General features: G+C 60.4%; 21 protein-coding genes and 1 pseudogene. 16 read left to right on the top strand and 6 right to left on the bottom strand.

Annotation, left to right across the window (positions count from 1 at the left end; translation table 11 throughout):
* Window positions 1-6: 6 nt before the first annotated feature.
* The 3 genes from APH36_RS14120 (at window position 7) to APH36_RS14115 (ending at window position 2626) form a co-directional block, all read left to right on the top strand.
* On the top strand, window positions 7-777 hold the full coding sequence (locus APH36_RS14120; protein WP_060499142.1) for an electron transfer flavoprotein subunit beta: 771 nt from the start codon (window positions 7-9) through the stop codon (window positions 775-777).
* 36 nt (window positions 778-813) lie between these two features.
* Window positions 814-1044, top strand: a complete 231-nt coding sequence (locus tag APH36_RS31685; RefSeq protein ID WP_156342149.1) for a hypothetical protein — start codon at window positions 814-816, stop codon at window positions 1042-1044.
* Between the two features lie 772 nt (window positions 1045-1816).
* On the top strand, window positions 1817-2626 hold the full coding sequence (locus tag APH36_RS14115) for an RHS repeat-associated core domain-containing protein (protein ID WP_082426396.1): 810 nt from the start codon (window positions 1817-1819) through the stop codon (window positions 2624-2626).
* A gap of 45 nt (window positions 2627-2671) precedes the next feature.
* Here APH36_RS14115 and gbcA read toward each other — a convergent pair whose 3' ends face one another.
* A complete protein-coding gene (gene gbcA / locus APH36_RS14110; RefSeq protein WP_060499140.1) occupies window positions 2672-3964 on the bottom strand; it encodes a glycine-betaine demethylase subunit GbcA in 1293 nt (430 codons plus the stop codon).
* A 307-nt stretch (window positions 3965-4271) separates the two neighbouring features.
* Here gbcA and gbcB point away from each other — a divergent pair, with 307 nt between their 5' ends.
* Window positions 4272-5372: a glycine-betaine demethylase subunit GbcB gene (gbcB, locus tag APH36_RS14105; protein ID WP_060499139.1), complete on the top strand. Its 1101-nt coding sequence runs from the start codon at window positions 4272-4274 to the stop codon at window positions 5370-5372.
* Window positions 5373-5459: 87 nt separating this feature from the next.
* Here the strand turns inward: gbcB and APH36_RS14100 are convergent, their stop codons facing one another.
* Window positions 5460-7070, bottom strand: a complete 1611-nt coding sequence (locus APH36_RS14100; protein WP_060499138.1) for a methyl-accepting chemotaxis protein — start codon at window positions 7068-7070, stop codon at window positions 5460-5462.
* 292 nt (window positions 7071-7362) lie between these two features.
* On the opposite strand from APH36_RS14100, the gene APH36_RS14095 reads away from it, so the two are divergent.
* From APH36_RS14095 to APH36_RS33200, 4 genes and pseudogenes are all read left to right on the top strand, one after another.
* Window positions 7363-7587 carry a hypothetical protein gene (locus APH36_RS14095; RefSeq protein WP_060499137.1) on the top strand — a complete coding sequence of 75 codons (225 nt, stop codon included), beginning with the start codon at window positions 7363-7365 and terminating at the stop codon, window positions 7585-7587.
* Window positions 7584-7886: a cell division protein ZapA gene (locus APH36_RS14090; RefSeq protein WP_060499136.1), complete on the top strand. Its 303-nt coding sequence runs from the start codon at window positions 7584-7586 to the stop codon at window positions 7884-7886. Before APH36_RS14095 ends, APH36_RS14090 begins: the two co-directional genes overlap by 4 nt.
* Window positions 7887-8065: 179 nt before the next feature.
* Window positions 8066-9139 (top strand): annotated as a pseudogene (mcpH, locus tag APH36_RS33205) (methyl-accepting chemotaxis protein McpH); the annotation flags it as partial.
* 126 nt (window positions 9140-9265) lie between these two features.
* Entirely contained in the window at window positions 9266-10003 is a 738-nt protein-coding gene (locus APH36_RS33200; RefSeq protein WP_374754797.1) for a methyl-accepting chemotaxis protein, read from the top strand.
* An 89-nt stretch (window positions 10004-10092) separates the two neighbouring features.
* Here APH36_RS33200 and APH36_RS14080 read toward each other — a convergent pair whose 3' ends face one another.
* On the bottom strand, window positions 10093-11133 hold the full coding sequence (locus APH36_RS14080) for a low specificity L-threonine aldolase (protein ID WP_060499134.1): 1041 nt from the start codon (window positions 11131-11133) through the stop codon (window positions 10093-10095).
* A 339-nt stretch (window positions 11134-11472) separates the two neighbouring features.
* On the opposite strand from APH36_RS14080, the gene APH36_RS14075 reads away from it, so the two are divergent.
* The 7 genes from APH36_RS14075 (at window position 11473) to fdhA (ending at window position 20378) form a co-directional block, all read left to right on the top strand.
* Window positions 11473-12726 (top strand): serine hydroxymethyltransferase, encoded by a 1254-nt coding sequence (locus APH36_RS14075; RefSeq protein ID WP_003255681.1) that lies wholly within the window; start codon window positions 11473-11475, stop codon window positions 12724-12726.
* A 15-nt stretch (window positions 12727-12741) separates the two neighbouring features.
* Window positions 12742-13992, top strand: coding sequence for a sarcosine oxidase subunit beta family protein (locus tag APH36_RS14070; RefSeq protein WP_003255680.1), 1251 nt, complete (start codon window positions 12742-12744; stop codon window positions 13990-13992).
* Window positions 13993-14006: 14 nt separating this feature from the next.
* The gene (locus APH36_RS14065; RefSeq protein ID WP_012270119.1) at window positions 14007-14342 is read left to right on the top strand and encodes a sarcosine oxidase subunit delta; all 336 of its coding nucleotides are present in this window, start codon (window positions 14007-14009) and stop codon (window positions 14340-14342) included.
* Window positions 14339-17353, top strand: a complete 3015-nt coding sequence (locus APH36_RS14060; RefSeq protein ID WP_060499133.1) for a sarcosine oxidase subunit alpha — start codon at window positions 14339-14341, stop codon at window positions 17351-17353. The genes APH36_RS14065 and APH36_RS14060 overlap by 4 nt, the downstream gene beginning before the upstream one ends.
* Before the next feature lie 77 nt (window positions 17354-17430).
* Entirely contained in the window at window positions 17431-18063 is a 633-nt protein-coding gene (locus APH36_RS14055) for a sarcosine oxidase subunit gamma (RefSeq protein ID WP_016484539.1), read from the top strand.
* A 12-nt stretch (window positions 18064-18075) separates the two neighbouring features.
* Entirely contained in the window at window positions 18076-18933 is an 858-nt protein-coding gene (gene purU, locus APH36_RS14050; protein WP_060499132.1) for a formyltetrahydrofolate deformylase, read from the top strand.
* 245 nt (window positions 18934-19178) lie between these two features.
* Window positions 19179-20378 carry a formaldehyde dehydrogenase, glutathione-independent gene (gene fdhA / locus APH36_RS14045; protein WP_060499131.1) on the top strand — a complete coding sequence of 400 codons (1200 nt, stop codon included), beginning with the start codon at window positions 19179-19181 and terminating at the stop codon, window positions 20376-20378.
* Between the two features lie 167 nt (window positions 20379-20545).
* Here fdhA and APH36_RS14040 read toward each other — a convergent pair whose 3' ends face one another.
* On the bottom strand, window positions 20546-21463 hold the full coding sequence (locus tag APH36_RS14040; protein ID WP_060499130.1) for an RHS repeat-associated core domain-containing protein: 918 nt from the start codon (window positions 21461-21463) through the stop codon (window positions 20546-20548).
* A 224-nt stretch (window positions 21464-21687) separates the two neighbouring features.
* Between APH36_RS14040 and APH36_RS14035 the strand changes: the two genes are divergently transcribed.
* Window positions 21688-22269 (top strand): DUF2780 domain-containing protein, encoded by a 582-nt coding sequence (locus APH36_RS14035; protein ID WP_060499169.1) that lies wholly within the window; start codon window positions 21688-21690, stop codon window positions 22267-22269.
* Between the two features lie 41 nt (window positions 22270-22310).
* Here APH36_RS14035 and APH36_RS33195 read toward each other — a convergent pair whose 3' ends face one another.
* Both APH36_RS33195 and APH36_RS14025 read right to left on the bottom strand, forming a co-directional pair.
* Window positions 22311-23072, bottom strand: coding sequence for an RHS repeat-associated core domain-containing protein (locus APH36_RS33195; protein WP_374754796.1), 762 nt, complete (start codon window positions 23070-23072; stop codon window positions 22311-22313).
* 144 nt (window positions 23073-23216) lie between these two features.
* Window positions 23217-24104 carry an acyltransferase gene (locus APH36_RS14025; RefSeq protein ID WP_060499128.1) on the bottom strand — a complete coding sequence of 296 codons (888 nt, stop codon included), beginning with the start codon at window positions 24102-24104 and terminating at the stop codon, window positions 23217-23219.
* Between the last annotated feature and the right edge of the window lie 154 nt (window positions 24105-24258).

Genomic DNA, 24258 nt, shown 5'->3' with positions numbered 1-24258 from the left:
ACGAGCATGAGTACGAAAGTGATCAGCCTGGTTTCCATCGGTGCCCACCCAAGCTCCGGCCGCGCCCGCCGCGCCGAGCAGGATGCCCGTGCGGTGGAGCTGGGGTTGCAGCTGGCTGGGGATAACTTGCAGGTAGTGCATGCCGGCGACCCGCGTGAAGAGGCATTGCGCGCTTATCTGGGCATGGGCCTGGACCACCTGGACGTGCTGGAGCAACCGGCTGGCGCCGATGTGCTGGGCGTGCTCGGGGATTACCTGCGCGACGCTGGGGCACAGTTGGTGCTGACCGGCAGCCAGGCAGAGACGGGTGAGGGGTCGGGCATGTTGCCGTTCCTGCTGGCGGAAAAGCTCGGCTGGCCATTGATTGTGGGGTTGGCCGAGGTGGAGTCGATCGACAATGGCACCGCCCAGGTGCTGCAAGCGTTGCCACGTGGTCAGCGGCGCCGGCTGAAAGTGCGCCTGCCGTTGTTGGCCACTGTGGACAACGCAGCGCCCAAGCCGCGCCAGAGTGCCTTCGGGCCGGCGCGCCGGGGTGTGCTAGCGGCACGCAACGTGGCCATCGTCGAAGACGAACTGCTGGCTGAAGCCGAACTGCAACCGGCGCGCCCGCGGCCCAAGCGGCTGAAGGTGATCAAGGCCAAGAGTGGTGCCGACCGGATGAAGGCCGCGACGGCCAAGACCAGTGGCGGCGGCGGCAAGGTGCTGAAGGATGTTTCGCCACAGGAAGGTGCCGAGGCCATTCTCAAGCTGTTGGTGGAAGAGGGCGTACTTCGCTGAAGTTGAAGGGATGTAGGTCACCCTGTGGGAGCGGGTTTGCCCGCGAAGAACCTGACGCAGTGTATGGCACCGGCTTGGCCGGTGTTCGCGGGCAAGCCCGCTCCCACAGGGATTGCGCAAACCTTCACCCATTTTTGTCTGACCAATCGCTATCGCTTCACCACATTGAACGCCCAACAGCCCAGCGCCTCGCTCACAGGATCGAATAACACCCGCTCCCCCTTCGACAACACCACATTTACTGCGGCGCAGCGCAAAACCAGGTAATCCCTACGCTGCCCTTTGCTGCTGATCACCCCAATCCCCCGCTTTTCATCGAATCACTTCACAGTGCCCTCCTGGCGGCTGTGCATAAGTCACTCCTGAGTAATGCCAAAGTAGTGGCTACTACCCAATCACCTCACTGGATTTGGCGGAACTGGCAGAAATACCAGGTACGCGTTTGTTTTGCCCACGGAATCTGTTCGTCAAGGTGTGGATAAAGTGTTGGCGCATGGCTGGGGGCCATGTAATACGGGCTGTGCAAGGTTTTGGTTGAAAAATGATCACCCTCCAATTTGGATGGTGGGAGCAGCAGGCTCCTTACCTAGATAAATTTGCCCACATCCGTTGTTAGTCGGTCTGTGGATAATATGTTTGTCCTTCGCTGAAAGCTTTGAATTTTCTGACGTGGATGAAATTGAGCATTTTTTGATCAGGTATCCTCCAAGTCTCTGTAACACTTGGAATTTCAAGCTTCAGGGGACTTTTCCACAGCCTGCTTCGATTCGGACTGTTCTTTCCCACATTCTTTGTTGGTGTCTCTGTGGACAAAGTGTTCGTATTGATCGCTAGGCCTCTACCCATGGGGCTTCCAGTATTTTGATCAAAAAATCGACAACCCATGGACACAAACAACCAGTCTATTGTGCAGCCCTTTTTTAACGGGCCTTTGGATTGGCCTGTGGACAAAATACTCTTTGTCACCTGTCATTTTTGCCAGTTTCTAATCGGTGTCAGGGCTACTAGCGTTCCATCAATGGTTTTGGAGGGCTACGTCATGAGTTTTGCACGCTTGTTAGCAACTGATCTGCAGCGTTCTGTCCTCATGGATTCGGTCGATACCGGGAGGGCATACACAGCCTATGGGGAGGCTGCCATCCAGGGTGGTCCGATGAGTGCTTTCTGCGGTGAGCCGAGAGATAGCCTGACGGGTTGTTACCACCTAGGGAATGGCCATCGTCAGTTCAATCCTGGGATCATGCGCTTTCACGGGGCAGATGCATTGAGCCCGTTCGGTGAGGGCGGCCTCAATGCGTACAACTACTGTGGTGCCGATCCGGTGAACCATGTTGATCCCAGTGGCAAAGTGCCGATACCGCTGGTGCAACGCGCACTGACTACGGCGCTACATGTTGTCTCGCCTACGGCGCTCATGATTGGTCCAACGCCGAAAGGGGGGCTTGCGGTTAATGCCACCCGGCTAGCATTGCTCGGGTCTACCACCACTGTAGTGGGGGCTGGGCTTGGTTTTGCCGGGGTCACGGTAGCCCCTTATGTTTCTGCAGCTGGAACCACCCTGCTGCTTGCGGGTGGGGGGACTCGCGTGGTCAAGGCACTCTGGGACAATCGATCGGCGATCTGGCAGGGCGTCAATAAAAACGTTAGCTCGAATCTTAGAACGATTTTCAAGGGACGAGTCGAGAAGAAAAAGGACAAGAAAACGCCACCAAACAGCCCCGAAAAAAAACCGAAGGTGTCGGTTTATTCGGTCGAGACTGAAGTCGCCAGGAAGGATTCCACCTCGAAGGGTTCACCTAATATATTTTCATCTACGGATGAGGTAGTGAATATTCGGGGCGGAATGTGAGAATAACCAAGCCTGTGAGTTACCCACAGGCTTGGTTGGCGCACATTATTGTGCCTGCACTTCCTTAAGATACGCCGCAGGCTCCGCCCCAAGATTATTCAGCATCCGCCCGCTGTACCAGTCAATGAAGTTCACCACACCAAACTCGTAAGTCTTCGAGTAAGGCCCAGGCTGATACGCTGTGGAGTTGATCCCACGCTGGTTCTCTTCCGCCAGACGGCGGTCCTGGTCGTTGGTGGCGTCCCACACCTTGCGCATACGCTCCGGGTCGTAGTCCACGCCTTCCACGGCGTCCTTGTGCACCAGCCACTTGGTGGTGACCATGGTCTCTTGAGCGCTGATCGGCCACACGGTGAACACGATCATGTGGTCGCCCATGCAGTGGTTCCACGAGTGCGGCAGGTGCAGGATGCGCATCGAGCCCAGGTCCGGGTTCTTGATGCGACCCATCAGCTTCTGGCAGGCCTGCTTGCCATCCATGGTCATCGATACCGTGCCCTTGAGCAGCGGCATGCGCACGATGCGGTTACGCAGGCCGTGGCTCTTGTGCAGGTACGGAATTTTCTCGGCTTCCCACGCAGCTGCCGAGGCGGCCACGTGGTCCTTGAATTCCTGGCTGGCGCGCGGGTCGTTGGTGTCGTCCCACTCCAGCAGGGTTTGCAGCAGCTCCGGGTGCGAACCGCTGCAGTGGTAGCACTCGCGGTTGTTTTCCAGCACCAGCTTCCAGTTGGCCTTTTCCATCAAGGTGGTTTGCACCGCCACCTTGGTGTTCTCCATGTCGTACGGTTCCATGTAGTGTTCCAGGGTGGCCAGGAACTCGTCGATGGCAGGCGGGTTTTCCGCCAGGCTGATGAAGATGTAGCCGCCGGCCACCTTCACGCTCACCGGCTTTAGGCCGTACTGCTTCATGTCGAAGTCGGCGCCCATTTCGGTGCCGGCGAACAGCAGGCGGCCGTCCAGCTCGTAGGTCCACTGGTGGTAATGGCACACCAGCTTGGCCACTTTGCCCTTGTCGCTGACGCACAAACGCGAACCGCGGTGGCGGCAGACGTTGTGGAAAGCGTGCACTTTACCTTCGGCGCCACGCACCACCAGGATCGGGTTGTTGCCGATCTGCAGGGTGATGTAGTTGCCTTTCGCCGGAATTTCGCAAGTCATGCCGGCGATCAGCCATTCTTTCTGGAAGATCTCCTGCATGTCGATCTGGAACAGACGCTCGTCGGTGTAGAAAGGCTGGGGCAGCGAGTAGGTGCGCTCGCGGGTCTGCAGCATCTCGGCGGTGGCCTTGCGTGCAGGTTCCAGTGGATCGCCCAGGCTCAGGGTTGCGGTGACGTCCATCGTGTATTCCTCGGGGCCGTGTGCGGCCGGCAAAAGGTGGCTAATCGTTGTTGTTGCCGCAAGGCTGCTCTCACGGCTCTTTGTTTCAACAGCAGGCTAGTTGTTTTGCCGTGGAGTGTGCGTCCGAAGCCGCCGCGAACCGTATCCATGGGCGACATGGCCGATGTGAATAACGACGCCCCAGCCCTTGTAGCGCGGGGCTGGTCGCGATAAGCACGCCGATGTCGCTGGCAGGAATGTGCATCGCCCTCGGCTTGCGCATTATCCAAGCCATAAAAAGCCCAATAGTCGGCTGCTGGAGATGAACATGTCCGATACCTTCCTCAATCCGGTCACCACCCAGACCTGGGCCAACGGCCGCCACATCGTGCGCTGCGTCAAGGTCATCCAGGAGACCTGGGACGTGCGCACTTTCTGCTTCATGGCCGATCAGCCGATCATGTTCTTCTTTAAACCCGGGCAGTTCGTCACCCTGGAGCTGGAGATCGAAGGCAAGCCGGTGATGCGTTCCTACACCATCTCCAGTTCACCGTCGGTGCCCTACAGCTTCTCGATCACCGTCAAGCGTGTGCCGGGCGGCCTGGTGTCCAATTTCCTGCACGACACCATGCACGAAGGCGCCGAGCTGCCGGTGCATGGCCCGGTGGGGCTGTTCAACGCCATCGATTTTCCTGCAGGCAAGGTGTTGTACCTGTCGGGCGGCGTGGGCATTACCCCAGTCATGTCGATGGCACGTTGGTTCTACGACACCAACGCCAACGTCGACATGGTATTCGTGCACAGTGCCCGCTCGCCGAAGGACATCATCTACCACCGCGAGCTGGAACAGATGGCGTCGCGAATCCCCAACTTCAGCCTGCACATCATTTGCGAGAAGCATGGCCTGGGCGAGCCGTGGGCGGGGTATCGCGGTTACCTGAACCAGCGCCTGATGGAGCTGATTGCCCCGGACTACATGGACCGTGTGGTGTTCTGCTGCGGCCCGACGCCCTACATGACGGCGGTCAAGCGCATGCTCGAAGCGGTCGGCTTCGACATGAAGAACTACCACGAGGAGTCGTTCGGCGCGACACCGGCCGAGGCCAAGGCCGATGCAGTGGAGCACGCCGAGCAGGCGGCCGATGCACCGGAGCTGGACGTTTCCGACCTCAATCTGGTGGAGTTCATCGGCAGCGAGAAAAGCATCCGCGTCGCCCCGGGCGAGACCGTGCATGCGGCGGCGGCCAAGGTTGGCTTGATGATCCCGAAAGCCTGCGGCATGGGCATTTGCGGCACCTGCAAGGTGCTCAAGCTGGGTGGTGAGGTGGCGATGGAGCACAACGGCGGCATTACCGAAGAGGATGAAGCCGAGGGGTATATCCTGTCGTGCTGCAGCGTGCCGAAAGGGGATGTGCGGATCGACTATTGAGCTCAAGCTTCAAGCTTCAAGAAAAAGCAGGCCTGTGCGCGGCCTGCTTTTTCTTATGGCTTATAGCTTGAAGCTTGTAGCTGCTTTTCAGGTGCGGAAACGGGCTACCAGGCCATTGAGGTCCACGGCCAACCGCGACAATTCGGCACTCGCCGCACTGGTCTGATGTGCCCCGGTTGCACTCTGCACCGACAGGTCATTGATGTTCACCAGGTTGCGGTCCACTTCCCGCGCCACCTGCGCCTGTTCTTCCGCCGCGCTGGCAATCACCAGGTTGCGCTCGTTGATCTGCGCCACCGCCCCGGCAATGGTATCCAGCGCCATGCCCGCACCACGGGCGATGTTCAGGGTGGATTCGGCGCGTTCGGTGCTGGTGCGCATCGACTCCACCGCTTCTTCCGTACCGCCCTGGATGCTGCCGATCATGCGCTCGATTTCGCTGGTCGACTGCTGGGTACGGTGGGCCAGCGCACGCACTTCATCTGCCACAACGGCAAAACCACGGCCCGCCTCACCGGCTCGCGCTGCTTCGATGGCAGCGTTCAGCGCCAGCAGGTTGGTCTGATCTGCCAGGCCACGGATCACGTCGAGTACCTTGCCGATGTCACGCGACTGTTCGGCCAGGTGGGTAATCAGTTTGGCAGTGGCTTGCACATCACCGCTCATGCGCTCGATGGCACCCACGGTTTCCATCACCAGGTCACGACCGTCGCCGGTGGAGCGGCTGGCTTCACTGGACGCTTCAGAAGTGCTGACGGCATTGCGCGCCACTTCTTCGACAGCGCTGGTCATTTCAGTAACGGCTGTGGCGGCCTGTTCAATCTCGTTGTTCTGCTGTTGCAAGCCACGGGCACTTTCGTCGGTGACGGCATTCAGCTCTTCGGCTGCTGAGGCCAGCTGCGTGGCCGAGCCGGCAATCTGCTGCAGGGTGTCGCGCAGTTTGTCCTGCATGCGGGCCATGGCGCGCAGCAGCCGGGCGGCTTCGTCGGTGCCTTCGGCGCGGATGATGTGGGTCAGGTCACCGTCGGCGACCTGCTCGGCGCTCTTGAGCGCTTCCTCGATCGGTTTGACGATGCTGCGAGTCAGCAGGAAGGCGCAGGCGAAGGTCAGCACGGTTGCGGCTACCAGCAGGCCGATCACCAGGGCAAAAGCCGCCGCGTACTGGTTGGCAGCCTTCTCGTTGGTGGCGCGGGTCTGGTCGGTGTTGATGCGCACCAGGGTGTCCATGACCTTGTTGATCTGCTCGGAGTTGGCCAGCAGATCGCGGTTCAGCAGGTCGCGCAGTTCGTCCAGGCGGTCGGCCTGGCTCAGGGTGCGCATGCGCGACTCCAGCTGGCGGTACTGGTTGAGCAACTGGCCATACTGGTCGAACGCGGCCTGTTCGTCGGCGGCGCCGATCATCGGCAGGTAGGCCTGGCGTGCGCGGTCGATCTGGCTGTTGCGCTGGTCCAGCAGGTTGAGGGTGTCGCGCTGGGTGTCCGGCTCGCGGTTGAGCAGCAGGCGGTAGGAGAGGGTGCGCATGCGCAGGTTCAGCGCGGTGAGCTCGTCGAGGATCTTGATGCTGGGCACGCTGACCTGCTCGATAGCCACGCCGGCCTGGCGGATGTTGCCCATCTGTATCAGCGAGAAGACACCAAGGCCAAGCATCAGCAGGCCGATCAGCGCGAAGCCCAGCAGCGCGCGCGGGGCAATGTTCATGTTGCGTAGAGACGTGGAGAGGAGGGTCCAGGCAAGGGGAAGTAAGGTGCGCAGAGTGCGACAAAACATGACTTGCCGGGCTATCGGTCGTGACTGGCCAGTCTTGAGTGCGACCGGTGAAAATTGTGAGGGGGCTAACCTTTTCCTGACCGGCGGTTGACGCAGGTCGGAACAAGGGGGCCGTTACCCTGTCAATCTGCGGGTTCGACACCTTATGAATCTGATATTTAATGGCGATGGGCGGCACTTTTCTTTATCGTGTGCGCCCCTCGCAACAACCTGAGATAGACCCATGCTGGAAGCTTCCCTGAATCAAATCGAGCAACTGGTCAGCGACCTGATGCAGAAAAACGCTCAACTCACCGAGCAGAACGCTACCCTCGGCACGCAATTGGCGCAGGCCAAGGAAGAGAACGAAACCCTGCAACTGTCGCTGATGGAGCAGGAAGAGAAAAACGGCAGCACCGCCGCCCGTCTGCAGGCCCTGGTTGAGCGCGCCAGCGCTGTCGGCGCATGAGATTGCACGAGCAGCCGGTCAATGTCGTGTCGATTCTCGGCATCGACTATTCGATCAAGGCGCCAGAGGGCCAGGAAGAAACCCTGGCTCAGGCGGTGCGGATGCTCAACACCGCCCTGAACGAGACCAAGCGTCAGTATCCGACCCTGATCGGTGACAAACTGCTGGTGCTGGCTGCCCTTAACCTGTGCTCCAGGCAGGTTGAACTGCAGAAAGAACACCAGCAAACCCTGGCACGTACCCAGGCGCAGATCGACGCCACGGTGGACGCCATCGTGCGGACCATTGCCGAGCAATAAAGCCTTGCACCGCCCCCTGTGGGAGCGGGTTCACCCGCGAATGCGATGCTGAATGCATTGACGCATTCGCGGGCAAGCCCGCTCCCACAGGGAACATCTGATTGCTTCAGATCACTGGATTAACTGGATACGCAAGTGTATACACTTCTCGCAAAACAATAATGTGCGGGGAGTAGGGCATGCGTATCTGGCGTAAAAGCATCCAGTGGCAGTTGATCACCAGCATGGGCGCCGCCCTGCTGGCCAGCATCCTGGTGGTGGTCATCATTTTCACCGTGGCGCTCAATCGCCTCACCGATCGCTACCTGGTCGACACTGCGCTGCCAGCCAGCATCGAAGCCATCCGCAACGACATCGAGCGCATGCTCGGCCAGCCGCTGGTAGCTGCTGCAGACATTGCCGGCAACACCCTGCTGCGCGACTGGCTGGCTGCTGGCGAAGACCCCGCCCAGGCCCCGCAATTCATCGAATACCTGGCCGCCGCCAAGCAGCGCAACAAGGCTTTCACCACCCTGTTTGCCTCGACCGAAACCGGCCACTATTACAACGAGAATGGCCTGGACCGCACCCTCAGCCGCAGCAACCCCAAGGACAAGTGGTTTTACGGCTACATCGACAGCGGCGCCGAGCGGTTCATCAACATCGACATCGATGGTGCCACTGGGGAACTGGCGTTGTTCATCGACTACCGCGTGGAAAAGCACGGCCAACTGGTGGGCGTGGCCGGCATGGGCCTGCGCATGACCGAGCTGTCGAAGCTGATTCACGACTTCAGTTTCGGCGAACACGGCAAAGTATTTCTGGTGCGTAACGATGGCTTGATCCAGGTGCATCCGGACGCTGCCTTCAGTGGCAAGCGCCAACTTGCCGAGCAGCTTGGCGCGGACGCAGCCAAGGGTGTCATGACGGGAAGCGAAGGCCTGCGCAGCAGCCGCTTCAGCCGTGACGGCGAACGCTACCTGGCGCTTGGTTTGCCCCTGCGCGATCTCAACTGGACCCTGGTGGCCGAAGTGCCAGAGTCGGAAATCTACGCGCAAATGCACCAGGCCGTCTGGCTGACCAGTCTGATCGGTGGTGCTGTAGCGTTGGTGTCGCTGCTGTTGGTGGTGCTACTGGCGCGTGGTCTGGTGCGGCCGATCCGCCGCGTTACCGCGGCACTGGTGCAAATCGGCAGCGGCGGGGGCGACCTCAGCCATCGTCTGGATGGCACGCGCCAGGACGAACTGGGTGACCTGGCCCGTGGCTTCAATCGCTTCCTCGACAGCCAGCGCAGCCTGATTGGTGAGGTGTTGCAGACGTCCGAACGGCTGCACAGGGCGGTTGAGCAGGTGACCCAGGTGGTGGACAACACCGCCGAGCGTTCCGGGCGGCAGCAGGAAATGACCGAGATGGTTGCCACCGCTGTGCACGAGATGGGCCTGACGGTGCAGGACATAGCCCGCAATGCCGGTGATGCAGCGCAGGCCTCGCAGTCGGCACGGGACGAGGCCTTGCAGGCGCGTGAGGTGGTGCAACGCTCGATTCGTGGTATCGAGGGCATGTCGGGCGACATCGGCAAGGCAGCTGATGCAGTTAGTCAGTTGGCCGATGAAGTCGCCTCAATCGATGAAGTTCTCGCGGTAATCCGCAGTATTTCCGAACAGACCAATTTGCTGGCGCTGAATGCTGCCATCGAGGCTGCACGGGCAGGGGAGATGGGGCGTGGGTTTGCCGTGGTGGCGGACGAAGTGCGCACACTGGCCCGGCGCACGCAGCTGTCTACTGACGAAGTGCAGCAGATGATCCAGCGCCTGAAGCAGGGTGCGGGTTCGGCGGTGAATTCGATGCAAGCGGGGCAGCAGGCGACTGGCAGTGGTGTGGCATCAAGCCAGCGCACCGGGGCTTCGCTGGGGGCGATTACTGACCAGGTAGAGCACATCAGCGACATGAACCATCAGGTGGCTACGGCGACGGAAGAGCAGTCTGCGGTGACTGAAGAAATCAACCGCACGGTGCAGGGGATTTCAGATCTGGCGCGGGAGACGGCTGCCGAAGTTCAGGGCTGTCGCGAGGAATGCCAGGCGTTGCGTGGGCTGGCGGATGACCTGGCGCGGCAGATGGGGGGATTCAAGCTTTAGATCGGTGTTGGATGCATCGCGAGCTGCGCTCGCTCCTACAGGGGAATGCGTATCCTCGTAGGAGCGAGCGCAGCTCGCGATGCGGTGGGTCAGGCGCCGATGATGCTGCGGATATCCGCCGCCAGCTCGCGCACCCGCTCTTCCTCGGTATCCCAAGAACACATGAACCGCGCCCCGCCGCTGCCAATAAAGGTATAGAACCGCCACCCCTTGCCTCGCAGCGCTTCAATCGCAGGCTCCGGCATCTGCAGAAACACCCCGTTGGCCTCCACCGGGAACATCAGTTCCACACCTGGCAAGTCACTCACCAACGACGCCAGCAACTGCGCGCAATGGTTGGCGTGATTGCCATGGCGTAACCAGGCGCCATCTTCCAGCAGGCCCACCCACGGTGCCGACAGGAAGCGCATCTTAGAGGCCAGTTGCCCGGCCTGCTTGCAGCGGTAGTCGAAGTCTTCGGCCAGCTGGCGGTTGAAGAACAGAATCGCCTCACCCACGGCCATGCCGTTCTTGGTGCCGCCAAAGCACAGCACATCTACACCGGCTTTCCAGGTCAGCTCGGCCGGGCTGCAGCCGAGAAACGCGCAGGCATTGGTAAAGCGCGCGCCGTCCATGTGCAGGTTGAGGCCCAGCTCCTTGCAGGTGGCGCTGATCGCTTTGAGCTCATCTGGGCGATAAACGGTGCCTACTTCGGTGGCTTGGGTAATGGTGACCACCCGCGGCTTGGGGTAGTGGATATCTTGGCGTTTGAGGGCCACTTCACGGATGGATTCCGGCGTCAGCTTGCCGTTGACGCTGGCCGCCGTCAGCAGCTTGGAACCGTTGGAGAAGAACTCCGGCGCACCGCATTCGTCGGTCTCGACGTGGGCGGTCTCGGAGCAGATGACGCTGTGGTAGCTCTGGCACAGCGAGGCCAGGGCCAGGGAGTTGGCAGCGGTACCGTTGAAGGCGAAGAACACCTCGCAGTCGGTTTCGAACAGGTTGCGGAAGTATTCCGAGGCGCGCTCGGTCCACTGGTCGTCGCCGTAGGCGCGATCGTGGCCGTGGTTGGCCTTTTCCATTGCTGCCCAGGCTTCGGGGCAGATGCCGGAATAGTTGTCGCTGGCGAATTGTTGGCTCTTATCTGTCATGACACGGTCCTGTGAACGACGCAGAACAGCACTCTAAACCATCGATTCAGCAGTTGCCTATACAAGCTGTGCACAGGCTCGATTTTGGGTTGTCGGTGGTGGCCTTTTCGCGGGCAAGCCCGCTCCCACAGGGGTAGCACAAACCTTCAGATCGCCGCCGTACCTGTGCGAGCGGGCTTGCCCGCGAAGAGGCCGCCAGCAGCAGCAAAAAAACGAATGTCGTAAACGCGCCATTGCAAGGCGTGCGCAGGCATCTGACCCACCCCGACCAGTCATAACATCGCCACAAAGGGCCAGAGTGCCCCACGACAAAAAACGATCGCTGCCGGGAGATACACGATGTTCAGCAAGCAAGACCAGATCCAGGGTTACGACGACGCACTGCTGGCGGCGATGAATGCCGAAGAACAGCGCCAGGAAGATCACATCGAGCTGATCGCCTCGGAGAACTACACCAGCAAGCGCGTCATGCAGGCCCAAGGCAGCGGCCTGACCAACAAGTACGCCGAAGGCTACCCGGGCAAGCGCTACTACGGTGGCTGCGAGCACGTGGACAAGGTAGAAGCCCTGGCCATCGAACGCGCCAAGCAGCTGTTCGGCGCCGACTACGCCAACGTCCAGCCGCACTCCGGCTCGTCGGCCAACGGCGCTGTCTACCTGGCCCTGCTGCAGGCCGGCGACACCATCCTCGGCATGAGCCTGGCCCACGGCGGCCACCTGACCCACGGCGCTAAAGTGTCGTCCTCGGGCAAACTGTACAACGCTGTTCAGTACGGCATCGACACCAACACCGGCCTGATCGACTACGACGAAGTCGAGCGCCTGGCCGTCGAGCACAAACCGAAAATGATCGTTGCCGGCTTCTCGGCCTACTCCAAAACCCTCGACTTCCCACGCTTCCGCGCCATTGCCGACAAGGTCGGTGCGCTGCTGTTCGTCGACATGGCCCACGTAGCCGGCCTGGTTGCCGCTGGCCTGTACCCGAACCCGATCCCGTTCGCCGACGTGGTGACCACCACCACCCACAAGACCCTGCGCGGCCCACGTGGTGGCCTGATCCTGGCCAAGTCGAACGAAGAGATCGAAAAAAAGCTGAACGCCGCCGTATTCCCGGGCGCCCAGGGCGGCCCGCTGATGCACGTGATCGCCGCCAAGGCCGTGTGCTTCAAGGAAGCACTGGAGCCAGGCTTCAAGGCGTACCAGCAACAAGTGATCGAAAACGCCCAGGCCATGGCCCAGGTGTTCATCGACCGTGGCTATGACGTGGTTTCCGGTGGTACCGACAACCACCTGTTCCTGGTCAGCCTGATTCGCCAGGGCCTCACCGGCAAAGACGCCGACGCCGCCCTGGGCCGCGCGCACATCACTGTCAACAAGAATGCCGTGCCGAACGACCCGCAGTCGCCGTTCGTCACCTCGGGCCTGCGCATCGGCACCCCGGCCGTCACCACCCGTGGCTTCAAGGTTGCCCAGTGTGTGGCCCTGGCCGGCTGGATCTGCGACATCCTCGACAACCTCGGTGATGCAGACGTCGAAGCCGATGTGGCGAAGAACGTCGCGGCCCTGTGCGCCGATTTCCCTGTTTACCGCTGAGTGGAGTAAACGACCATGCAACGCTACTCGGGCTTCGGCCTTTTCAAACACTCCCTCAGCCACCACGAAAACTGGCAGCGCATGTGGCGCACGCCCACCCCTAAAAAGGTGTACGACGTGGTTATCGTCGGCGGTGGCGGCCATGGCCTGGCCACGGCCTATTACCTGGCCAAAGAGCACGGCATCACCAACGTCGCCGTGATTGAGAAGGGCTACCTGGGCGGCGGCAACACCGCCCGTAACACCACCATCGTGCGTTCCAACTACCTGTGGGACGAGTCGGCGCACCTGTACGAGCACGCCATGAAGCTGTGGGAAGGCCTGTCCCAGGACCTGAACTACAACGTCATGTTCTCCCAGCGCGGTGTGTACAACCTGTGCCACACCCTGCAGGACATGCGTGACTCCGAGCGCCGCGTCAGCGCCAACCGCCTGAACGGCGTGGATGGCGAGCTGCTGAACACCGCCCAGGTTGCCGCAGAAATCCCGTACCTGGACTGCTCCAAGAACACCCGCTACCCGATCCTGGGCGCCACCGTACAGCGCCGTGGCGGCGTGGCCCGTCACGACGCCGTGGCCTGGGGCTTCGCCCGTGCTGCCGACGCCCTGGGCGTTGACCTGATCCAGCAAACCGAAGTGATCGGCTTCCGCAAGGAAAACGGCGCGGTTATCGGTGTGGAAACAAACAAAGGCTTCATCGGCGCCAAGCGCGTCGGCGTGGTCACCGCCGGTAACTCCGGGCACATGGCCAAGCTGGCCGGCTTCCGCCTGCCGCTGGAATCGCACCCGCTGCAAGCGCTGGTATCCGAGCCGATCAAGCCGATCATCGACAGCGTGATCATGTCCAACGCCGTACACGGCTACATCAGCCAGTCCGACAAGGGCGACCTGGTGATCGGTGCCGGCATCGACGGCTGGGTCGGCTACGGCCAGCGCGGTTCGTACCCGGTGATCGAGCACACCCTGCAGGCCATCGTCGAAATGTTCCCCAACCTGTCGCGTGTTCGCATGAACCGCCAGTGGGGCGGCATCGTGGATACCTCGCCGGACGCCTGCCCGATCATCACCAAGACCCCGGTCAAGAACATGTTCTTCAACTGCGGTTGGGGTACTGGCGGCTTCAAGGCGACCCCGGGTTCGGGCAACGTCTTCGCCGCGAGCCTGGCCAAGGGCGAAATGCACCCACTGGCCGCGCCGTTCTCCATGGACCGTTTCTACAACGGCGCACTGATCGACGAACACGGCGCCGCCGCCGTCGCCCACTAACCGGAGACACCGTCATGTTGCATATTTTCTGTCCCCACTGCGGCGAGCTGCGCTCCGAAGAAGAGTTCCACGCCTCTGGCCAGGCGCACATCGCCCGCCCGCTGGACCCTAACGCCTGCTCCGACGAGGAGTGGGGTACCTACATGTTCTACCGCGACAACCCACGCGGGATTCACCATGAACTGTGGGACCACGTTGCCGGCTGCCGCCAGTACTTCAACGTCACCCGCGACACCGTGACCTACGAGATTCTGGAAACCTACAAGATTGGCGAGAAGCCGCAAGTGACCGCCAACGGTAAAGCCGCGAATGCACCGTCGACCGTCAAAGGCCAAGGGGAAAAAGTATGAGCCAGACCTATCGCCTCGCCAGCGGCGGCCGTATCGACCGCAGCAAGGTCCTGAACTTCAGCTTCAACGGCAAGACCTACCAGGGTTATGCCGGTGATAGCCTGGCCGCCGCGTTGCTGGCCAACGGCGTCGACATCGTTGGCCGCAGCTTCAAGTACTCGCGCCCACGCGGCATCATCGCCTCGGGTACCGAAGAGCCGAACGCCATCCTGCAGATCGGCTCCAGCGAAGCCACCCAGATCCCGAACGTGCGTGCCACCCAGCAGGCGCTGTACGCAGGCCTTGTTGCCACCAGCACCAACGGCTGGCCGAACGTCAACAACGACGTCATGGGCATCCTGGGCAAGGTGGGCGGCAGCATGATGCCGCCGGGCTTCTACTACAAAACCTTCATGTACCCGAAATCGTTCTGGATGACGTACGAGAAGTACATCCGCAAGGCAGCCGGCCTTGGCCGAGCGCCGCTGCAGAACGACCCGGACAGCTACGACTACATGAACCAGCACTGCGACGTGCTGATCGTGGGTGCCGGCCCTGCTGGCCTGGCCGCTGCACTGGCGGCTGCGCGTAGCGGTGCCCGTGTGATCCTGGCCGACGAGCAAGAAGAGTTCGGCGGCAGCCTGCTCGACACCCGCGAAACCCTCGACGGCAAGCCTGCTGCCGATTGGGTCAGCGCTGTGGTCAAAGAGCTGGAAGGCCTGCCGGAAGTGACCCTGCTGCCACGCGCCACGGTCAACGGCTACCACGACCATAACTTCCTGACCATTCACGAGCGCCTCACCGACCACCTCGGCGACCGCGCCCCGATCGGCCAGGTACGCCACCGTGTGCACCGTGTACGCGCTAAACGCGTGGTACTGGCTGCCGGCGCCCACGAGCGCCCGCTGGTGTACGGCAACAACGACGTGCCGGGCAACATGCTGGCCGGTGCTGTTTCTACCTACGTTCGCCGCTACGGCGTGGCCCCGGGCCGCAAGCTGGTGCTGTCGACCAACAACGACCACGCCTATCGCGCCGCGCTGGACTGGCACGACGCCGGCCTGCAAGTGGTCGCCATTGCCGACGCCCGCCACAACCCACGTGGTTCGCTGGTTGAAGAGGCACGTGCCAAAGGCATTCGCATCCTTACCTCCAGCGCTGTGGTCGAAGCCAAAGGCAGCAAGCACGTCACTGGCGCCCGCGTCGCCGCCATCGATGTGCAGGCGCACAAAGTCACCAGCCCAGGCGAAACCCTTGAGTGCGACCTGATTGCAAGCTCCGGTGGCTACAGCCCGATCGTTCACTTGGCCTCGCACCTGGGCGGTCGCCCGGTATGGCGTGACGATATCCTCGGCTTCGTGCCGGGCGATGCGCCGCAGAAACGCGAGTGCGTGGGTGGGATCAATGGCGTGTACGCCCTTGGCGACGTGATTGCCGATGGTTTCGAAGGCGGCGTACGCGCAGCCACCGAAGCAGGCTTCAAGGCAACCGTCGGCACCCTGCCAAAAACCGTTGCACGCAAGGAAGAGGCCACCGTGGCGCTGTTCCTGGTGCCGCACGACAAAGGCACCAAGGGGCCGAAGCAGTTCGTCGACCAACAGAACGACGTGACCGCCGCCGGTATCGAACTGGCCACCCGTGAAGGCTTCGAGTCGGTCGAGCACGTCAAACGCTACACCGCGCTGGGCTTCGGTACCGACCAGGGCAAACTGGGCAACATCAACGGCCTGGCCATCGCCGCCCGTTCGATCGGCATCACCATCCCGGAAATGGGCACCACCATGTTCCGCCCCAACTACACGCCGGTTACCTTCGGCGCCGTAGCGGGCCGTCACTGTGGCCACCTGTTCGAGCCCGTTCGCTTCACCGCCCTGCATGCCTGGCATGTGAAGAACGGCGCCGAGTTCGAAGACGTCGGCCAGTGGAAGCGTCCGTGGTACTTCCCGAAAGCCGGTGAAGACATCCATGCCGCCGTGGCCCGCGAATGCAAGGCCGTGCGCGACAGCGTGGGCCTGCTGGACGCCTCCACCCTGGGCAAGATCGACATCCAGGGCCCGGACGCGCGCGAGTTCCTCAACCGCATCTACACCAACGCCTGGACCAAGCTCGACGTGGGCAAGGCCCGCTACGGCCTGATGTGCAAGGAAGACGGCATGGTCTTCGACGATGGCGTAACCGCCTGCGTTGGCGACAACCACTTCATCATGACCACCACCACCGGCGGCGCCGCCCGCGTGCTGCAGTGGATGGAGCTGTACCACCAGACCGAATGGCCAGAGCTGAAGGTGTACTTCACTTCGGTCACCGACCACTGGGCCACCATGACCCTGTCCGGCCCCAACAGCCGCAAGCTGCTGAGCGAGCTGACCGACATCGACATGGACAAGGAAGCCTTCCCGTTCATGACCTGGAAGGAGGGCAACGTGGGCGGCGTGCCAGCCCGTGTGTTCCGAATCTCGTTCACCGGTGAGCTGTCGTACGAAGTGAACGTGCAGGCCAACTACGCCATGGGCGTGCTGGAAAAGATCATCGAGGCAGGCAAGAAGTACAACCTGACCCCGTATGGCACCGAGACCATGCACGTACTGCGTGCCGAGAAGGGCTTCATCATCGTGGGCCAGGACACCGACGGCTCGATGACCCCGGACGACCTGAACATGAGCTGGTGCGTGGGCCGCAACAAGCCGTTCTCGTGGATCGGCCTGCGTGGCATGAACCGTGAAGACTGCGTGCGCGAGAACCGCAAGCAGCTGGTAGGCCTGAAGCCGGTCGACCCGACCAAGTGGCTGCCGGAAGGCGCCCAGCTGGTGTTCGACCCGAAACAGCCGATCCCGATGGACATGGTTGGCCACGTGACCTCCAGCTACGCATCCAACTCCCTGGGCTACTCGTTCGCCATGGGCGTGGTCAAAGGCGGCCTCAAGCGCATGGGCGAGCGCGTTTACTCGCCGCAGGCGGATGGCAGCGTGATCGAGGCGGAGATCGTGTCTTCGGTGTTCTTCGATCCGAAGGGTGAGCGGCAGAACGTCTAAAGGCCCCCGGATAGCGGCGCAGCCCAAAAACCGGTGCTGCGCTGCCCTGACGAACAAGAATTCAAGGCAGGTAAGAAATGAGCGCTATCAACGTCTTCCAGCAAAACCCCGGCGCCGAGGCCAAGGCCCAGTCGCCCCTCCACCACGCCGACCTGGCCAGCCTGGTTGGCAAAGGCCGCAAGAACGCAGGCGTGACCCTGCGTGAACGCAAGTTCCTTGGCCACCTCACCCTTCGCGGCGATGGCCACAACCCGGAATTCGCCGCAGGCGTGCACAAGGCCCTGGGCCTGGAGCTGCCGGTGGCCCTGACCGTGGTCGCCAACAACGACATGTCGCTGCAATGGGTCGGCCCGGATGAATGGCTGCTGATCGTGCCCGGTGGCCAGGAACTGGCGGTCGAACAAAAGCTGCGTGCAGCCCTTGAAGGCCAGCACATCCAGGTGGTGAACGTGAGCGGCGGGCAAAGCCTGCTGGAACTGCGCGGCCCCAACGTGCGTGAAGTGCTGATGAAATCCACCAGCTATGATGTTCACCCGAACAACTTCCCGGTGGGCAAGGCTGTGGGCACCGTGTTCGCCAAGTCGCAACTGGTGATCCGCCGCACCGCCGAAGACACCTGGGAACTGGTGATTCGCCGCAGCTTCGCCGACTACTGGTGGCTGTGGCTGCAGGACGCTTCGGCCGAGTACGGCCTGAGCATCGAAGCCTAAGGAGCGCAGAACATGAGTCGGGCACCGGATACCTGGATTCTCACCGCCGACTGCCCGAGCATGCTCGGCACCGTCGACGTGGTGACGCGTTACCTCTTCGAGCAGCGCTGCTACGTGACGGAGCACCACTCCTTCGATGACCGGCAGTCGGGGCGCTTCTTCATTCGCGTGGAGTTCCGCCAGCCGGATGATTTCGACGAGGCCGGCTTCCGGGTCGGCCTTGCCGAGCGCAGCGAAGCGTTCGGCATGGCGTTCGAGCTGACCGCACCGAATCACCGCCCGAAGGTGGTGATCATGGTGTCCAAGGCCGATCACTGCCTGAACGACCTGCTGTATCGCCAGCGCATCGGCCAGCTGGGCATGGATGTGGTTGCGGTGGTGTCCAACCACCCTGATCTCGAGCCACTGGCGCATTGGCACAAGATTCCCTACTACCACTTTGCGCTCGACCCCAAGGACAAGCCTGGGCAAGAGCGCAAGGTGCTGCAGGTGATCGAGGAGACTGGCGCAGAGCTGGTTATCCTCGCTCGCTACATGCAGGTGCTGTCGCCCGAGTTGTGCAGGCGCCTGGATGGCTGGGCGATCAACATTCACCACTCGTTGCTGCCAGGGTTCAAAGGCGCCAAGCCTTATCACCAGGCGTATAACAAGGGCGTGAAGATGGTGGGTGCCACGGCGCACTACATCAACAACGACCTGGATGAAGGGCCGATCATTGCCCAGGGCGTGGAGGTGGTGGACCACAGCCATTACCCGGAAGACCTGATTGCCAAAGGGCGTGATATCGAGTGCCTGACGCTGGCGCGGGCCGTGGGTTATCACATCGAGCGGCGGGTGTTCCTGAACGCCAACCGGACGGTCGTTCTCTAGCACCTGCACCGGCCTCTTCGCGGGCAAGCCCGCGAAGAGGCCGGTGCAGGTCACCACCTGTGTTACTTTCCTCCATATCCTCCAGCGACACCCCTGCCGCTAAAAGGCATCTCCCTGTCGCTCCCAGTCAGTGCATCCCGCCGTATCCGGCCCACAATTCCCTGCATTCCAGAAACACATGCCGCCCATGGATGGCGGCGCGTTCAACCACCGCTGCATAAATACAAATCAAGCGAGGTAAGAGCATGTCTGGCAATCGTGGAGTGGTATATCTCGGCGCCGGCAAGGTCGAGGTGCAGAAGATCGACTACCCGAAAATGCAGGACCCGCGCGGCAAGAAGATCGAGCACGGCGTAATCCTGAAGGTGGTCTCCACCAACATCTGCGGCTCTGACCAGCACATGGTCCGTGGCCGCACCACTGCCCAGGTCGGCCTGGTCCTGGGCCACGAAATCACCGGTGAAATCGTTGAGAAGGGCAGCGACGTCGAACGCATGCAGATCGGCGACTTGGTGTCGGTACCGTTCAACGTCGCCTGCGGCCGCTGCCGTTCCTGCAAAGAGATGCACACCGGCGTGTGCCTCACCGTCAACCCGGCCCGCGCTGGCGGTGCCTACGGCTACGTCGACATGGGCGACTGGACCGGTGGCCAGGCCGAGTACGTGCTGGTGCCATACGCCGACTTCAACCTGCTGAAACTGCCCGAGCGCGACAAGGCCATGGAAAAGATCCGTGACCTGACCTGCCTGTCCGACATCCTGCCTACCGGCTACCACGGTGCCGTGACTGCCGGCGTAGGCCCAGGCAGCACCGTTTACGTCGCGGGCGCTGGCCCGGTCGGCCTGGCTGCCGCTGCTTCGGCTCGCCTGCTGGGCGCCGCCTGCGTCATCGTCGGCGACCTGAACCCGGCCCGCCTGGCCCACGCCAAGTCGCAGGGCTTTGAAGTGGTCGACCTGTCCATGGACACCCCGCTGCATGAGCAGATCGTCGATATTCTCGGCGAGCCGGAAGTGGACTGCGCCGTCGACGCCGTTGGCTTCGAGGCCCGTGGCCATGGCCACGAGGGCGCCAAGCACGAAGCCCCTGCTACCGTGCTGAACTCGCTGATGCAGGTTACCCGCGTGGCCGGCAGTATTGGTATTCCGGGCCTGTACGTGACCGAAGACCCGGGCGCTGTGGATGCTGCTGCCAAGATCGGCGCGCTGAGCATTCGCTTTGGCCTGGGCTGGGCGAAATCCCACAGCTTCCACACCGGTCAGACTCCGACCATGAAGTACAACCGCCAGCTGATGCAGGCGATCATGTGGGACCGGATCAACATCGCCGAGGTGGTGGGCGTGCAGGTGATCAACCTGGACCAGGCGCCGGAAGGATACGGTGAGTTTGATGCGGGGGTGCCGAAGAAGTTTGTGATTGACCCGCACAAGATGTGGGGTGCTGCGTAATAAACGTCCAACAAGAAAGGCCCCTCAATTCGAGGGGCTTTTTCATGGCTGTTGTCCAATAGCAAGCCCCAGCCTTTCGCCACATGTGTTGGAGCGGGCTTGCTAGCGAAGAGTCAAGCCAGTTGATCGACTGCAATGCAATTTGCTGTGGCGCTGGCAAATTTGAGTTAGCGGTCTCTAAGGGTAGCTAGATAGTCTTGAAGTGTTTGTTTCTCACTCTTGATGATTGCTATTTTTTGTTCGTAGTGCCAAATTTTGTCCATTTCTCTTTGTCGCGCGACATTGTAAAAAAGCCATGAATCTGATCCGTGGGTTAACCGGTTCATCTTGCGAAAATGGTCCGCGGCTTGATTAGTTGCAAAGCTTTGTTTTACCTGCTGTTGCTTTATATAAGACTCGTACTGGTTGACGAGCGGTTGAAATTTTTCCGTAGATAAATTTGAAGCTGTGCTGATTATATTAGACCTCTCATCGGGGAACATTGCCAGTGCCTGTTTGTAAGTTGGGGGTTTAAAGTTGTCTATAGGCTTGATCGCTTCTTGATATGACGGAGGTGCTATGTTGTCGCTCTGTGGAAAGGTTAGTTTTGGAAGTTTGGGGCGGAATGTATGCCCTAGGAAGCTACGAATGCGAAAATAACCTGAAGCATCTGAGTAGTTTATGGGATCGTTTCCACAGTAGCAGAATGCGTTGACTCCACCTTTAGCGAACGGGCTGAGGCTGTCGGGAGAAAGAAAACGCATCAAAACGGGACTGTATAATCGATAGCTGCCAAGTAAATATTTTTCTGTGATTATCAGAGGTTCGCCTGCGAAACCAATAAGAGTGCTTTCTTGGTGTTTTTTAGCGGTGTATCCATAAGGAGAAAATACCTTTTCTAAAGTTCCCTCGTTGCCGGTGATGTTTACGGGTGTGCCCAAGGTGTCTAATGAAAAAAACGATATGTTGTTATCTGTGGCGTTCGAAGTGCGCTCCGCTATTGGCCTGCTATCGCCTTGGAAAATTGACGTGTGGTCCTCATCATTAATGATAGTATGGAAATTTCTGGCTTGATAGAATATTGAAAGCTTGGTATTGATTGTCATTTGTTATTCCTTTTTTAGCGGTGATGCGGAGATTGGGCTCAGGTAATCAGTTTTGAGTGTCATTGGCTGTTACGCAACTGGCAAAATTACTAGTTCATGATCGACCTCTTGTCGGTTTGGCACCGTTTCTGTGTCTTGACCGTTGACTGGGAACAAACTTCAAAAATACGAGTCAAATAGCTCGATTCACAGGCCATCCCGGCCCACGAGATCCTCTTCCGATGATGAAAGCATTTACCCTGGCAACCCTGATGACCCTGGCCGCAAGCCCGGTGTTCGCCTTCAACCTCAGCGACGCTGCCAACGCCGTGTCGGCCATGCAGAACCAGCATCAGAATCAGCAAGGCCAGGTGCAGGCGCCCGAGACGCAGGCCAATTTGCTCAACACCCTGGGCAGCGAACTCAAGATCACTCCCGAACAGGCCGTGGGTGGGGCAGGGGCGATGCTGGGGCTGGCGCGCAATAACCTGAGCAGCGAGGACTATGGCCAACTGACCAAGGCGGTACCGGGGCTGGACCTGCTGGCCGGGGCCAATGCGCTGGGCGGGCTGAGTGGGCTGGGTGGGTTACTGGGCAAGAACAGCGAAAGCCAGTCGGCGTTGAGCAACGCGCTGGGCAGCAACGTGGAAAACCGCAGCGACCTGGACACTGCGTTCAAAGCGCTGGGGATGGATACCGGGATGATCGGGCAGTTTGCGCCGTTGATTCTGCAGTACCTGGGGCAGCAGGGGATTGCCGGGTCGTTGCTGCAGAACCTGGGGAACCTGTGGACTACCCCGACACCTGCGGTTATGCCGTCGGTATGAGTCGTTGACCCATTGAGGTGTTAACCGCCGCACGTCTTATCTTATAAACGGATACTTTTGAGCGTCTTGTTAAGCTGCCTGAGACGCTCATGCGCATCATCTAACTGGCTTTGGGTAAAGGTGATCAGCGCCAAATGCCCGCGGGGGTTTTTGGATTGTTTGAACATGGCTTCGGTAGTGGGAGCCAGCAGCGTGTTCAATTCACGCTGGTACAGTTCAAAGACCCTGTATTCCCTTCCCATGTAGTTGATGATTGCCTTGCGCTCTTGGTAGAGCTGGCCCTTGAATTTTGACCGCTCTTCCTCGTAGAAAAATGTCTCTGTGGTTTCGTTGAAGCGGAGTGTCTTTTTCGGTTTGGCGTCTCTTGACGCTGAGAGGGGGCGCGGAAGACTCTGTCGTTTCGATGCGTTTGCACGCCCGTGTACTTGAGAGGTGGCTGAAGGCACCTTCAGCCCCATCTGCTTGATGCGCTCATGCAATTGCCCAGCGGTGGGCGCATGCCCTGTAGCGTCTAAGAGATTGATGGGATCGTTCACGCAGTAGGCATAGGCGTTCAGCCCTCCTTGTGCAAACGGGCTGAGGTCATCCGGGCTCTGGAAGCGCATCAAGGCCGGGCTATAGTTGCGATAGCCTTGGCCCAGTGCGTACGAGCGGGTGAGCGGGTCGTAGCGCTCACCGTTGAAACCCAACTTAGCTGTTTGGCCTGTCGAGCAATCATGTTGGCCATAAGGACCATAAACAAACAGAATGACCGACACTGGGCCTGGGCTCACGAAAAACAGAAAGGCGACAGTCTTGTTCACGCTGCGGCCACGCACAACTGGCAGATTTATCAGTAGCAGCTTCAGGTCTCAGCCTGTTTCGGTGAAGTCCACCAGACGCGCTGCTCAGTGCAAGCCAACGGTCAGCACCGCCAAATCCGTCCGCCTGGGTCAGGCGATGAGATCTCAGCCCATTTCCGCCCGCAGTTGCTCGATCCGCTGGTCCTTCTCTACCCAAAGCTGATTCACCCAGGCCTGCACCGTCTGTCGAAACTCAGGATCATTCTCGTAATCCCCCGCCCACAACGCCGGGTCCAGCTCACGCACCTGAATGTCGATAATCACCTGGCTAATGCTGCCATTGAGCAAATCCCAGAACCCCGGTGCCTTGTTGCCGGGGTACACGATGGTCACATCCAGCAAGGCATCCAGCTGCTCACCCAACGCCGCCAGCACAAACGCAACGCCACCCGCTTTGGGCTTGAGCAGGTAGCGATACGGCGACTGCTGTTCCAGCCGCTTGGCCTCGGTAAACCGGGTGCCTTCCAGGTAGTTCACCACGGTCACCGGCTGGCGCTTGAACAGCTCGCAGGCGGCCTTGGTGATTTCCAGGTCCTTGCCCTTGAGCTCCGGGTGCTTCTCCAGAAAGGCCTTGCTGTAGCGCTTCATGAACGGGTAATCCAGCCCCCACCAGGCAAGGCCCAGCAGCGGTACCCAGATCAGCTCTTTCTTCAGGAAGAACTTGAAGAATGGCGTGCGGCGGTTGAGGCTTTCGATCAGCGCGGGGATGTCGACCCAGGTCTGGTGGTTGCTCACGGCCAGGTACGAGGTGTCTTTGCGCAGGTTCTCGACGCCGCGAATGTCCCATTGGGTAGGAATGCACAAGGCGAAGATGGCCTTGTCGATTTCCGACCAGGTTTCGGCCACCCACATCACCGCCCACGAGGCATAGTCGCGGCCACGGCCCGGCAACACCAGTTTGAGCAGGGCGAAGACCAGCAGCGGGCAGATCAACACCACGGTATTGAGCAGCAGCAGGGTGGTAGTGAGAATGCCGGTCAGCAGGCGACGCATAAGGAGACTCTTGTTGTGGGAGATAAACGGTTGGCAATGATAAGCAGCGCCGTGGCCTACGCCAAATGTCCAATGCCCGACGGCAGGGACAAATGTTTCACAACATGTTGGTTAACCTTGTGACAGCGAACCTATCTTGCCCGTGCAGTCTAAG

This window comes from Pseudomonas sp. NBRC 111133 (genome assembly GCF_001320605.1).
In the GTDB taxonomy this organism is placed as follows: Bacteria; Pseudomonadota; Gammaproteobacteria; order Pseudomonadales; family Pseudomonadaceae; genus Aquipseudomonas; species Aquipseudomonas monteilii.
This window is presented reverse-complemented; position numbering and strand designations above follow the sequence as displayed.

Excerpts from the sequence above, each read along its gene's own strand:
- APH36_RS14120 (WP_060499142.1), top strand. The coding sequence starts at position 7 with ATGAGTACGAAAGTGATCAGCCTGGTTTCCATCGGTGCCCACCCAAGC.
- APH36_RS14115 (WP_082426396.1), top strand. The coding sequence starts at position 1,817 with ATGAGTTTTGCACGCTTGTTAGCAACTGATCTGCAGCGTTCTGTCCTC.
- gbcA (WP_060499140.1), bottom strand. The coding sequence starts at position 3,964 with ATGGACGTCACCGCAACCCTGAGCCTGGGCGATCCACTGGAACCTGCA.
- gbcB (WP_060499139.1), top strand. The coding sequence starts at position 4,272 with ATGTCCGATACCTTCCTCAATCCGGTCACCACCCAGACCTGGGCCAAC.
- APH36_RS14100 (WP_060499138.1), bottom strand. The coding sequence starts at position 7,070 with ATGAACATTGCCCCGCGCGCGCTGCTGGGCTTCGCGCTGATCGGCCTG.
- APH36_RS14095 (WP_060499137.1), top strand. The coding sequence starts at position 7,363 with ATGCTGGAAGCTTCCCTGAATCAAATCGAGCAACTGGTCAGCGACCTG.
- APH36_RS14090 (WP_060499136.1), top strand. The coding sequence starts at position 7,584 with ATGAGATTGCACGAGCAGCCGGTCAATGTCGTGTCGATTCTCGGCATC.
- APH36_RS33200 (WP_374754797.1), top strand. The coding sequence starts at position 9,266 with ATGACCGAGATGGTTGCCACCGCTGTGCACGAGATGGGCCTGACGGTG.
- APH36_RS14080 (WP_060499134.1), bottom strand. The coding sequence starts at position 11,133 with ATGACAGATAAGAGCCAACAATTCGCCAGCGACAACTATTCCGGCATC.
- APH36_RS14075 (WP_003255681.1), top strand. The coding sequence starts at position 11,473 with ATGTTCAGCAAGCAAGACCAGATCCAGGGTTACGACGACGCACTGCTG.
- APH36_RS14070 (WP_003255680.1), top strand. The coding sequence starts at position 12,742 with ATGCAACGCTACTCGGGCTTCGGCCTTTTCAAACACTCCCTCAGCCAC.
- APH36_RS14065 (WP_012270119.1), top strand. The coding sequence starts at position 14,007 with ATGTTGCATATTTTCTGTCCCCACTGCGGCGAGCTGCGCTCCGAAGAA.
- APH36_RS14060 (WP_060499133.1), top strand. The coding sequence starts at position 14,339 with ATGAGCCAGACCTATCGCCTCGCCAGCGGCGGCCGTATCGACCGCAGC.
- APH36_RS14055 (WP_016484539.1), top strand. The coding sequence starts at position 17,431 with ATGAGCGCTATCAACGTCTTCCAGCAAAACCCCGGCGCCGAGGCCAAG.
- purU (WP_060499132.1), top strand. The coding sequence starts at position 18,076 with ATGAGTCGGGCACCGGATACCTGGATTCTCACCGCCGACTGCCCGAGC.
- fdhA (WP_060499131.1), top strand. The coding sequence starts at position 19,179 with ATGTCTGGCAATCGTGGAGTGGTATATCTCGGCGCCGGCAAGGTCGAG.
- APH36_RS14040 (WP_060499130.1), bottom strand. The coding sequence starts at position 21,463 with ATGACAATCAATACCAAGCTTTCAATATTCTATCAAGCCAGAAATTTC.
- APH36_RS14035 (WP_060499169.1), top strand. The coding sequence starts at position 21,688 with ATGAAAGCATTTACCCTGGCAACCCTGATGACCCTGGCCGCAAGCCCG.
- APH36_RS14025 (WP_060499128.1), bottom strand. The coding sequence starts at position 24,104 with ATGCGTCGCCTGCTGACCGGCATTCTCACTACCACCCTGCTGCTGCTC.